10 protein-coding genes are annotated in these 12,692 nt (G+C 38.5%); 4 read left to right on the top strand and 6 right to left on the bottom strand.

What is annotated here, in order from left to right:
- Window positions 1–353 precede the first annotated feature (353 nt).
- On the top strand, window positions 354–1,076 hold the full coding sequence (locus LT090_RS05780) for a hypothetical protein (RefSeq protein ID WP_157726630.1): 723 nt from the start codon (window positions 354–356) through the stop codon (window positions 1,074–1,076).
- Between the two features lie 97 nt (window positions 1,077–1,173).
- Window positions 1,174–1,479, top strand: a complete 306-nt coding sequence (locus tag LT090_RS05775) for a hypothetical protein (RefSeq protein WP_068546561.1) — start codon at window positions 1,174–1,176, stop codon at window positions 1,477–1,479.
- An 87-nt stretch (window positions 1,480–1,566) separates the two neighbouring features.
- On the opposite strand, the gene LT090_RS05770 is transcribed toward LT090_RS05775, so the two are convergent.
- From LT090_RS05770 to LT090_RS05755, 4 genes are all read right to left on the bottom strand, one after another.
- On the bottom strand, window positions 1,567–1,854 hold the full coding sequence (locus LT090_RS05770) for a hypothetical protein (protein ID WP_068546560.1): 288 nt from the start codon (window positions 1,852–1,854) through the stop codon (window positions 1,567–1,569).
- A gap of 278 nt (window positions 1,855–2,132) precedes the next feature.
- Window positions 2,133–4,280, bottom strand: a complete 2,148-nt coding sequence (locus tag LT090_RS05765) for a S9 family peptidase (protein ID WP_068546559.1) — start codon at window positions 4,278–4,280, stop codon at window positions 2,133–2,135.
- Between the two features lie 216 nt (window positions 4,281–4,496).
- Window positions 4,497–7,013 carry a DUF748 domain-containing protein gene (locus LT090_RS05760; protein ID WP_068546558.1) on the bottom strand — a complete coding sequence of 839 codons (2,517 nt, stop codon included), beginning with the start codon at window positions 7,011–7,013 and terminating at the stop codon, window positions 4,497–4,499.
- 323 nt (window positions 7,014–7,336) lie between these two features.
- Window positions 7,337–7,939: a DUF1294 domain-containing protein gene (locus LT090_RS05755; protein WP_068546557.1), complete on the bottom strand. Its 603-nt coding sequence runs from the start codon at window positions 7,937–7,939 to the stop codon at window positions 7,337–7,339.
- Between the two features lie 181 nt (window positions 7,940–8,120).
- Here LT090_RS05755 and LT090_RS05750 point away from each other — a divergent pair, with 181 nt between their 5' ends.
- Window positions 8,121–8,669 carry an SPOR domain-containing protein gene (locus LT090_RS05750; protein WP_068546556.1) on the top strand — a complete coding sequence of 183 codons (549 nt, stop codon included), beginning with the start codon at window positions 8,121–8,123 and terminating at the stop codon, window positions 8,667–8,669.
- Window positions 8,670–8,949: 280 nt separating this feature from the next.
- Complete coding sequence (locus LT090_RS05745; protein ID WP_068546555.1) at window positions 8,950–10,887, top strand: hypothetical protein; 1,938 nt, start codon at window positions 8,950–8,952, stop codon at window positions 10,885–10,887.
- 56 nt (window positions 10,888–10,943) lie between these two features.
- On the opposite strand, the gene LT090_RS05740 is transcribed toward LT090_RS05745, so the two are convergent.
- Together LT090_RS05740 and LT090_RS05735 are read right to left on the bottom strand one after the other, a co-directional pair.
- The gene (locus LT090_RS05740) at window positions 10,944–11,693 is read right to left on the bottom strand and encodes an HNH endonuclease family protein (RefSeq protein ID WP_068546554.1); all 750 of its coding nucleotides are present in this window, start codon (window positions 11,691–11,693) and stop codon (window positions 10,944–10,946) included.
- Window positions 11,694–11,984: 291 nt separating this feature from the next.
- Window positions 11,985–12,527 carry a hypothetical protein gene (locus LT090_RS05735; RefSeq protein ID WP_068546553.1) on the bottom strand — a complete coding sequence of 181 codons (543 nt, stop codon included), beginning with the start codon at window positions 12,525–12,527 and terminating at the stop codon, window positions 11,985–11,987.
- Window positions 12,528–12,692: the final 165 nt, after the last annotated feature.

Below are 12,692 nucleotides of genomic sequence, written 5' to 3'. Positions count from 1 at the left end.
CAATATGCCATAGCTCATGCAAGTGACCCTCGATCTCTTTTTTCTTCCACTTACACAATGCTTTAACCATTCAACCACCTAATTTTCTGCGCCAAACGACTTACCTTATTAAGTTTAACCAATAAATTGCAATGCTGCCGTTTATTTTAACGAGTTATTATTTAATATATATCTAACTGATACCTAATCAAGCTAGACCCCTTTATAACAAGAGATAAGCGATATTTTTTCACTCAAACCAAATAGACAACAATTGAACTCAAAATGACTCGTATTGACCTTTATATAACGTTGCGAAATTGTTATGTTATTTGCTCTAAAAATAACCAATACAAAATATGCTTTTTAAAACCATGAACAAAATACAATGTACAGCATTGTTATTCGCCAACGTTATGATGACGTCAGCAATAGCAAATCCTGGGGAGTTTGACGATATGTCAGCTCTTACCATTGTTGACGCTTCAACAAAAAGCAACCTGCAGCTCAACCAATCACATAACCTGACAGCGCCCAAGCAAAGCGTGAATAACGATAGCTGGTTGTATGGGTTTGGCTCGACCTCTGCACCTTTACAAGTGATTAATAGCGACTTTACAGAGCTTGCCGTGGCTGCTCCACAACGCTCTTTTGTAAAACAACCTGACCAAGTTACGGTTGCTATAGACAATAAACAGTTACAACTTAGTGATGAAGACGATGGCAATATATTTATTGAAGGACTTTCTAGCTTATACAACAGCGCAGAAAACCTTACCGTCAAAGTCACTAGCTTTGTTGGTACCCATTTTCATTCCATCTTTTGTGACGAAGAAGAGCAACAACCAATCGCTAATGTTAAATCTCAATATGTTTACGTAAAACCAAGCAATGACGTTACTTTTTCAATGAGCTATACATTGCCCACACCAACCAAGCATCAATTCGATTTTGAAAATAACAATCAAGGTCTAAGCATCTTTGGCAAAAATTTCGATGTGATTTATGAACTTGAGAAACATGAAAACGCTGTCCATCCAATGTTAAATATTGACCAAGAAATAGAGTTCGAAATCGGCTTCAGCTCAGCCATGTAACCGTTCAACAAAGTTGTAAACACGCCTAGTCATATAACAATCTAAATATTTTTCTTAATTGCTGCGGTTTGTTTGGTTTGTTTGCTATGCTTTCTTTATGAGCAAAAAGCAATATATAGATAAATTTTTTGATATCGACATCAGTGATTCAGCCATCACCATTGGCATTAAAGATATCAGCTGGCAAGCACCTTATGAGCCAGAAATAACCACCAACATTATTGCTACTCTAGCGCCTGACACCAATGACAAAACCATTGATAATGTGATCAATGATACCTTAAATAACCCAGCCTATTTTATTACCTGCGCGGAATGCAATGAGCTTAATTTAAAAACTCATATGTTTGATGATTTACTTTGTCCAGGATGTGCCTCAATCAACCACGGAATCACTAATTAAGAGCACTTAATTGAAAGCAGCGATTGAGCAGGTATATGACTGAGTGCGTCAAATTAGTCCGTCACTTCTTTCGAACTATCGATTGTTTTAACTTTTATTGTCAAAATTAAAGCTTAAAAAGGTAAAACCAGATTCTGTGCGGGCAAGGATAATTTGACTTGGAGTTTTGCAAACCTTGGTGACACTAACGATGGCTTTTAATTCATCCTCTTTTAAACTTCTAATTTCATCTGTGACGAATATAAAGCTTTCAGCAGTAATTTTATCTAACTGCCATTTTTGATACTGACAATCAAAACCAGCGAGCTTAACTGCTTGCTTGGCCAATACATTAGCTTTTGGGCTTAACGAAACCTGTTCGAACTTAGATGACATTCCTTTCCCTCTAAATCTTATATTTTGATTAATTCTTTTTTGTTTTCACTTTAGTTTTAGTACAAATTTAACCGCCGTCAACAAGCATTCAATTTAGCAGTTAAATAAGATACATAATAGAAATTCACTTTAACTGGCTATTATTGCCTTTTCAATGCTTTGAAATACAAATTTACAATTAACAAAAAGTGGAATAAAAAAAACCAGCGATGCTTAACCGCTGGTTTAGTATGTTTCTAAAGGTTATAAAGCTTATCTTCTATTTACTACTATGGGGTTTACTCTTTAGCTTGCTCAAGTAAATCAAACATAAACGCATAGGTAAACGCTCTGTCTATATAGCGTTTATAACGACCTGATGCACCACCATGACCCGCGCCCATATTTACGTGGAACATCAACTCATTATCATCAGTCTTCATATCTCTCAGTTTTGCTACCCACTTCATCGGTTCAAAATATTGCACCTGTGAATCATGCAACCCGGTGGTCACTAACAAGTTAGGGTAATCTTTTGCTTCCACTTGATCGTATGGAGAGTACGACAACATATAGTCGTAATATTTTTTCTCTTTTGGATTGCCCCACTCGTCAAATTCATTGGTAGTTAATGGAATAGACTCATCCAACATCGTCGTTACCACATCAACAAACGGTACTGCTGCAATGACGCCGCGATATAACTCGGGTGATTGATTGATAATAGCCCCCATTAATAACCCTCCAGCACTGCCGCCATAGGCAAATAATTTATCTTGGTGAACGTATTTTTCCGCAACTAGGAAGCGACTCACATCAACAAAGTCATTAAATGTATTGATTTTGTTTAATAATTTACCATCGTCGTACCATTTACGACCAAGCATTTGACTACCACGAATATGGGCATGTACATAAACAAAACCACGATCGATTAAGCTAAGTAAATGACTGGCAAAATAAGGATCATTGGTTGAGCCGTATGAGCCGTATGCATATTGTAAAACTGGATTAGTCCCGTCTTGCTTAAAGCTGTCATTTTTATACAAGATACTCACCGGAATATCGACGCCATCACGTGACTTCACCATGATGCGTTTTGACGTATATTGACTGGCATCGTAGCCACCAACCACTTCAACTTGCTTAAGTAGCGTTTTGCTCATATCAGCTAAATTAATGTCAAAAACCGAGCTTGGAGTAGTCATACTAACGTAACTTACTCGCACTTGCTTAGCATTGAAATCAACGTTCTTTTCGAAGTCAACCGAGTACAATGATTCATCAAATTGAACGGTTTCTGCTTGACCACTTTTATAATCAAGCATCGCCATACTCATCAAGCCCTTGGTACGCATGGTATAGACAAGTTTATCTTTTAATACCAATATACCTGAAATAAAAGTGTCATCGCTGTGAGCAACTACATCTTGCCACTTATCCTTATCCGCTAACGTTTCTTTGCTGGCTTTTACAATGCGATAATTTGCCGCTTTATAATTGGTTTTGATATAAAACTCATCGCCATATGGATATGCTTCATATTCAAGATCAGCTTCAATTGGATGAGCTAAGCTGAATTTAGCAGACGCATCATTGGCGTCTAACATCGACACCCCCAAACTTACCGTAGAGCTATGGTAGATCCCGACGTATTGACTATCTAGCGTCTTATAAAGATATGTATAAAAGCTGTTGTCAGTTTCTTCATACATTAGCTCATCACTTGACTGGTCAGTACCTAAAACGTGACGGTAAACTTGGTAACCTAATAGGGTTTGCGGATCTTTGGCAAGGTAGTACATCGATTTAGAATCGTTTGCCCATATTACTTGACCGTTAGTACCAGTGATTTGGTCTGCTAGCATCTCTCCGGTTTCAAGATTTTTAAACTTAATTGTGTATACACGGCGACTTAGCGTATCTTCTGAATAGCCGATAATCTTATTGTTTGCAGTAATTGACCAATCACCTACGGCATAATACTCCAAGCCTTCTGCCATTTTATTGACATCAAGTAAGACTTCTTCTTTGGCGCCAGCCTCATCTTTAGTGCGCACGTAAACGGGATATTCACTGCCAGGGATAAACTTACTTTGATACGAATATCCGTTATCAATAAACGGCACTGACGTATCGTCTTTCTTTAAACGCCCGATCATTTCTTCGTATAAGGTTTTTTGAAAATCTTTGGTATGGGCCATTTGTTGCTGAGCGTAATCTTCTTCCGCTTGCAAATGGGCGAGGATCTCTGGGTCGGTGCGCGTGTCATCGCGCATCCAATAATAATCATCAATACGTACATCACCATGGATTTCCATTTTATGAGGTATTTTTTTCGCTATTGGTGGGGTGAGTATTTTTTCGTTCACTTGGCTAGTCTCGGTTTCTGTTGAGCATGATTGCACGAACAAAGCCGCCACTGCGAGCGTTAAGATGCGTTTCATCATTTTCCCTTTTTCGAAATTATTATAAGTTTGGTTAAGCTTTTATGTATTAGCTTTTTGCATTTTGTTGCTTAAAACAGCTTAACGCTGTTTTTATTTGAGAGAAGCCATCAACGATGTGTAAACGCAATGACAGCTCCTTTAAAACTAAGCACTAAATGTAGTCAATTAACGCTAATATTGCCACTAAGTCACTGCATTATATCTGTAAAGATTTTATTCCATTGAAATAGCCACGCCAGTAGCGCCATCTTCAACATAACGGGCCTTACATAAGAATAAACGTTTGTTAGCAATGCCCTGCTCATTCATATATGCCTTTAATGTTGACGCTCGTTTCTTAGCGAGTGCGGCTAATTGCGCGCTAAGAGCTTCATCTTGATAGTTTATTTCAAGAGCCGCTCTATCAGCTAAGTTACTCTCACCACAAAGCTGTAAATCAATTTCATCACGTTGCTTTAACACCTCTACAAGCTTATTGGCGTAATCTCGCTGCTTAGTTTCTAATTCGGCGCTATTAACCGTAAATACCATGTCATCAAAGGCAATCTGATTTGCGGCATCTACTAGGTATTCCGCTGCCATAAACGCTGCGCCATAAGGTTGCAGCGCATATTTTAAGAAACCAACAGAGCCTTTTTTCACCGCTTGAGTAATAGACTTTTGAATCAACGAATTGATGTTTACATCGGTGCCACCTTCGGTTTCATCGAGGCTGCCTTTTACTGGGATTTCAATATCAATAACGCCTTTATCATCTTCTAACACCGTTATTGCCATTGGAATAGGTAAGGTAGACACCACTTTGCTTTCATCAATATCCTTGACCTGTAACTTGCGAATTACGACATCGTTAGTCATATCGATTTGATTATTTTTAAGGGCAAGATTAAATTGATGATCAAATTGACCACGGACAAACTGATAACCCGCAAATTGCTCAATAAATGGTGACAATGTCACTAAAGACATATCTTCGATTTTCCCCACGGCGTTAATATCGATTGGCGTTTTATTGAAGATACCGTCACCGTTGACGTCAATTATTGCGGTTTTATTAAGCTGGGTTGTTAATGCAAATTTACTGCGCCTAATATTAGACTCCGTATCTGAGTCCATCGAGGATGCATTAGTAGCAATATTTTCTAAAGCCAATTTACTAATATCAATTTGCAGTTTATGAGGTTGACCATTTAAGGTTTTCGTCACATGAATAAATGCCGGAGCGGCAAGGTCAAACGAATTTACTTCGATAGCTAATGGCGATTCTGAGGTTTCTACTTCGCCCGCTTTAACTTCTTCTTTAGCTTCTTTTTTAACTTCTTCAGCCCCTACCTTTTTATCGTCGACATTAAAGCGTTGTTGCACTGGCTCTAACATGGTCAGCCAATTCAGCTGGTTTTGTTCATCAAGTTGCATAGACGTGGTTAAACCCGCCATAGCAATGTGATTAAACGATAGTGTTTTCGATGTTTGTGTTGTTTGCTTATCTAAAGAGATTTGTTCAATGCGCAGTTTGTCGAGTGTGTTGGTGATTTCTACTTTGGAATGAGATTTAACCTTTTTGTCAGTATCTTTAGCCGCTTGGTTTTGGCTAAACCAAGATAAATTTGAAAACTCTATCGCTTCCACGTTAAGCGCGGAATCTTCGTCTATTTCCAATTGAGTGATGTTGAATTGCTCAAACCCAACTAACAAATTTGATTCATGATCATCACCGCCTCTCGAAGCATTAACTTGCTCATCGACAACTGAAAAGCCTAATAACTTGGCATCAACACTACCAGAAACCACTGCGTTTTCTGGCAACTGTTGATAGGTTATCGAATAGCTTGGAGCAAGACTGCTTAACTTAACCACAACGGCTTTGCTTGTAACATTTAAGTCGGTAGTGGTTAAATCGCCCTTAAAATTAAGGTACAAAAGGTTGTCGGTATCGCGAAGGCCATCAACATAGAAGTTGATATCGGTTTTCCCCTCCAATACATCTACCGCTATTGGTGAATAAAGGTTTGTCAGTGTTTTAAAGTCATTAAAATCAATATTCTGAAGCGTTACATCGCCTTGAACTGATGGCGTTACTGCTAACGGGTTAGCAGTAAGTTGGGCATTGATACTGGTATCATTTAATTTCGACACTAAAGTTAACTCGGCCGGATAATCATGCCAAGTAGAGACACGGGTTAAAGAAAATTGCTCAATCACATAACGACCAGAAAACTGACGAACATTAATATCAACTTCGATATTTTCTAAGCGCACTAAATCAACATCAAGATTAGGTATTTTTAAACCTTGTTCAGGTTCTAACTCAGGCTCTAACTCAGGTTCTAGCTCAGCTTCAACAGAATCAATCTGCTCTTGCTGCGCTTCAGCAAGAATAGGAATAACTACCTCAAAACCACCGTCATCATTTTCGATGACTGCCAGTTTAGTGTCTTTGATTTCGATTAATTCTGTTTCAATGCCGCCACTAAACAATCCTTGCCAGCGATAGTCAGCACGCATTAAGCCAATCACCAGTTTATCTTCGCCAGCAACGCCAATACGCACATTCTCAATTTGCAACGTACCAGTAAACAGGTTCAGATCAACATCTTCTATAGTGACGTTATCAAAGCCCTGCTCGGTGATTTTACTGATCACATAAAACCGACCGGCTTCTGGCAAGGTAACTAGAATAAAGGCGATTATAAGGATCAAGCTTAAAAACAATTTACGGCGACGTGTCATTTAACTATTCAACTGCTTATTTAAAGGTTAGTGGTAAGTGTTTATTCGACCAAAATGGACGATCACTATTTGAAGTCAATAAACTAGTTATAGAGTATTCGAAACGAATTAACAAAATAAATCACGTTTACTCATTTCCCCATACCTCCACTAGCTGCTTAAGTTGCTTAAGTTGCTTAAGTTGCTTTTGATATAGTTGCTCAAATCTCTGTAATATGAGCAATCAATTAGCTTCAACGATTAACGTTAAAGCAATAACTATACGCCATTAACGTATAGCACTTAATATCAGTCAATTTACCGTATTTGAATCGAAAGGTTTATTAAAACTGAAACCCAAGCACTTGCCAGTGGTTATCATATAACCAATAAAGCCCAGCGATATTGAGCAAAACCATAAGAATTAATTCGACTCTAAAAGACAGTTTTTTGGATTTGTGACGCAATTTTTGTTGAGCGAAAACAGCACCCGGCCAGCCGCCGACTAATGCAAATAGATGCAAGCTTCGCTCGCTGGTTCGCCAGTATCCCTTTTGCGCTTTGTGTTTATCAAAGGCATACAACCAAAATGTGATCACGCTCAACACCGCATAAGCTGCGCCAATGCGCCATGGAAGCCATTGCACCGCTACTAAGCCAATAATGGCTACCATGAATGAGCTGGCAAACAATAGTGCTACTGTATTTTGTTTTTGCGCTGATTTGGTCTTCAATTTTTGTCCTGAAAGCGTTGCCTTAATAGCGCAAGGTCTATTTTGTTTATCTTTTGATAATTGATAAGTAATGACTTGTCCGACAACCGGTCTTGTACCACGATGTTCGAAATCTTTTATGTGCACAAAAACTTGCGGTCCTTTTATCATCGGGGTGATGAAGCCAAAACCTTTGTCATCATTCCATTGGGTTAACTTTCCTTTATGTCGCATAGCTTATGCTAGACCTCTTCCTTATTAATTTCCTTGGCTGTTGAAAATACTGTCAAATATCGCGCCATAAAACAAGCTGCGTTTTAAAATGGAAAATTTGATTCCCTAATTAGGTCAAACTCAATATACTCAAACAATGTAGCAATTAGTTTGCTAACAATAATAAGCACAAATACTCGCTATGGATTACATAAATAAAACAGTAAAACAAAAGTCGACAAAAGCTAAACAAAGAAAAACTCGCGCGATAGCAAAACTTATTGTCAGCACGGCTTTTGTATCTCTATCGTCCTATGCAGCTTACGTACTAATAGCGAGTCCTTCAGCGAAAGAGCAAACTGCTGAGCATGCGAATCCTCATCAAAACGTGGCGAAGACGCAATCATCTGTAACAGCAAGCGTCCCGAAAGTTGAAGTTGCACCAGCACCAAAAGAGCAATTCGATTATCCAAAAATTTTAGCGATTGAAAAAATTACTGGTGAGGAAAGCAATTATGATATTCCTGCTGCAACTCCGCACCAACTTCGTTGTGGCGCGTTTAAAAACAAAGATGATGCCAATAAACTTGCCGCCAAACTCAACAAAATCACTAAGGTAAGAGTAACACCGCAAGGCTCTTGGCATGTGGTAACCAGCCCATTTTTGCAAAACAAAAGAACAGCAGAAAACCTCAAGAATAAGATCAGAAAAACTGTTAACGTTTATGATTGCGTTTTGAGAAAACAATAACCGGCAAGACTAAATTTTGTTTTCGTGTCGCCTTCATTTTTTAACCGCAAATTTTTATCAATTACTCATTAGTTCTTCTTGTTAATTTACCTTGACCGACAAGTATAAATTATTCGTTTTTTATTCTCCCTTAACAATCTCAATTAAAAACTTGCAACTGATTGAATTTTAACCATTCTAGACATACACTGGATAAGTTAAGATCGTTAAAAAATACAATTGAGAGAAGCAACAAACAGAGCAAAAAGCTAATAATAACAATGACAAGGATTTGCAATTTATGAAGAGCATCGTAGGTGAACTAAGACGTCGTAACGTTTTCAAAGTTGCCAGCGTCTATTTGATCACCGCCTGGATCATCATACAGATTGTGTCTGTTATCTCCCCTTACTTACATTTACCCACCGTGTTTGGCACAGCCATCACTGTGATTTTAATGATTGGATTCCCGGTTGTTTGTATCTTCGCCTGGGCATTTGAGCTTACTCCCGAAGGCATTAAACCCACCAAAGAAGTTGATAAAGACGAGTCAATTTCTCATCACACCGGAAAAAAACTGTCGATGACGTTAGCGGTGTTATTAGTCGCGGTTGTTGGTTTTGTTATTTACGACAAGACCATTGCGGATGAGCCAGTACAAGCGCAAATACAAGAGCAACACCAAAACAACTCAATAGACCCCAATTCACAAATCACAAACACTCAGGTCAATTCTCAATCTAATGCACAACCTAATGTACAAACTAATGCACAAACCAATAGCCAAACAAATCAAAAACCTGCGCTAAGCATCGCCGTACTGCCGTTTGTGAATATGAGTAGCGATCAAGAAAATGAATTTTTCTCCGATGGTTTAACCGAAGAAATACTGAATAAACTTGCCCGCGTACCAAAACTGCAAGTCACCGCCCGTACTTCATCCTTTTTCTATAAAGGCACTAATGAAGATTTACGCGATATTGGTAACAAGCTAGGGGTAAGTTACATACTCGAAGGCAGCGTCAGAAAATCAAATGATATTGCCCGCATTACCGCACAACTTATCCGCGTTACCGATGGCTTTCACCTATGGTCAGACACCTACGATAAAAACACTAAAGACACCTTTGCGGTGCAAGATGAAATCGCGACCAATGTTACCAAAGCCTTAGATATCATACTCGATGAAAAATCACGTATGGCAATGCAAAACGCTGGTTTAGGCGATGTTGAAGCCTTTATCGCCTACCAAAAAGGCATTAAACAATATAACAAGGCGCATGGAAGCAGCACAATGCTACAGGACCTTTTAACTGCGAACGACTACTTCAACGAAGCCATCAAACATGCACCTGATTTTTCCGAAGCCTATAGTTATAAATCCGACTATTATACTCACACCGCCTTAGGTGATGACCCCGAAAAAAGCAGTCAAGAAAGAGAGCAAGCACTAAGCACAGCAATAGCGTTGTTCCAAATGGCAGTAGATAGGGAGACTAACATAGAATTACAAGGATACTTACAAATATCCAAAATACTGTTATCAAACAACTGGAGCGAACTTAAGCAACATATCGCTAACATAGCAGAAGTCACTCAATGCCCGAGATTAAGTTGGCTTGAAATGGTAAGGTCTTTTGGCTATGAAGAACTTTTATACAAAATAAACAAAATGAGTTTACGTTGCGATCCATTAAACGATGGCTTTAAAATTAATATGATTGCCGCGTTAGTCGACACCAAGCGTTATGATGAAGCACTTAGATTAATTGAAAAGAGAGAATTGACTCATTTGACACCTGAATTGCTTTTTGTTAAATCTGATGTGTATTTATTGCAAAAAAACTTTGCCGCCGCCAAATCTAGTATTGAAAAAATCAACGACCCCAAATTCCGCAATTTTGCTATATTAAGGTATAGCGCCGCACAGGGTGACAAAGACGAAGTTATTAGATCCATGGACAAAATAGCCGATTTTAGTAACACAACTGAAGAGCCGCTGAGAAGAAAATTACTTAGCTCAGCAATGTTAGGTGACAGGGACAGCGCTAACCAGCTTGCTGCGCAACTAGAAGAACTACCATTTAGCACATACAATTTGCTTCAAGTGGTTGAAAATTGCCGTTGTGGCGCACCGTTTGATTTAGAGTTTACGCCAATACTTAAGAAGAGATTACAAGAGGCAAATCTGCAATGGCCACCAACCAAACATTTCGACCTGCCACTTAAAGACTGGTAAAACAAAAGCCCAGAATCAAAGACGACGCCAAAGACAGAGCCAACACTTAGGCTTATTTAAGCACAATACCTAGCACGCGCATTTTCATAGGAAGACATTACCTGCTCGCTTGGTTTGAGCTTATAGGTTTTCATTACTCGCATAAAACGTGAGATGTACTGACATTGATTTGCCGGCGGTAACCACTCATCAACACCCTTCGCGCCCTTTTGACGATTTAAACCACGTTCAACACTTAACAAGTTAGCCGGGTCATTAGCAAATGCGACACGCTGCGAATAACTCCAATCACTTGCACCATGATCCCATGCCCACTTAAGCGGCACCACGTGGTCTATATCAATCACACTCGCATCATAGATAACATTACCAGTAAATGGTGAGATCCACTTACCAGCGCGCACCTTACACTGTTTAGCGTCTTTAAAATGCACAGGACCAACCGATTGACTCACCAACGCTTCCATACGGGAGTTTTGGCAATCTTTATCTAAATCAGCCCAACCACTGCCAAATTGACTGCGTTTGTAATAGGTTAAGTTATTTGAAGATACGTTAGCATTTGATTGAGTAACTGATTGATCATAAGACTGACTAGGCGATTGCATCCCCTTTGGCATACGACCACCAGAGTTTAAACAAGCAGAAAGAGAAGAGAACGAATCGAAGTTTTTAACGCGTGCATAATAAGGACTATCAACAGAATGACAGATAGCTGACTTAGATTTTTTAATCTCAGCGGCAAACACATCACCACTGAACAGTATACTCACCGCCACAAGGCAGACTACAAAGTATTTTTGCACGTTGAACCACTAAATGTTTTTGCCAATAGATATTAAACTCTGTCGGCACTAGACTCCGGATACAATTATCTTAACAAGTTATTAATATAAAAACTGTTTGAATATGTAAAAACAAAGAAGGGAAAACATTTCATAGAACAAAGGCTACAATTTTTTAAAATTCGATTAAGAATAGCAATCCATCACAGCCCTATAGCAACATCTATCAGGCATAGCAAAAGAAAATCATTTTAAACATCAATGACCACTACACCCTATAGCTATTTATTAAAATATAATACTCAAAGAGCCCTATTCTTTGTGTGCTAACTTTTGATTAATCTCAACCACATTTTTGAGAATATCTGCAAATAAAAACACAAGACCGCCGCCTAAAACAATGGAAATGGCTAAAGTTAAACCGGTTATAAAACTGACTAAAAACATAACTCCCAAAGAAACAACTATAAGTAACCAGAAAAATATAGTCCACAGTGCTAAAAAGAACGATGTTGAATCTCCTATCCCATGGACAGACCCATCTTGGACTGCAACTTGCGTTGGATTGGCATTGTCAGCAGGTTTGATACCTCTATTACTACCTAAATACTTATAGCCTTTTTTCTCAAAAGATTCTACAGCCTTAAATCTCCAAGTGTCTTTTTCGGATGCTTTGAAACCATTAGCATAGCACTCAACTATTACATCAGCAGAACTGATAAGCGAACCACTCTCTTCTTGGCCTTCCTTAATTTCAATTTTTCTCAGTTCTTCTAACAATACCGCGTCGGTTTTACTTGAAGCATAGACTAAAAAACTACATATAGATGGTGAATGTACAACATATAAATTCATGATTTTCCTTAACATTATTAATTATTCAAAGTAATACTAAGCGAAAAATAATTAGTTTGAAAGAGTAGTATGTAAATATTCAAATTGCGTCATCGACAATGTAAAAATGACTCACTTTCGAAAATAAAAAAAGTTCTTCAGCGAGAACAACTATTCTAAATACTG

The organism is Thalassotalea crassostreae, from assembly GCF_001831495.1.
GTDB lineage: Bacteria > Pseudomonadota > Gammaproteobacteria > Enterobacterales > Alteromonadaceae > Thalassotalea_A > Thalassotalea_A crassostreae.
This window is presented reverse-complemented; position numbering and strand designations above follow the sequence as displayed.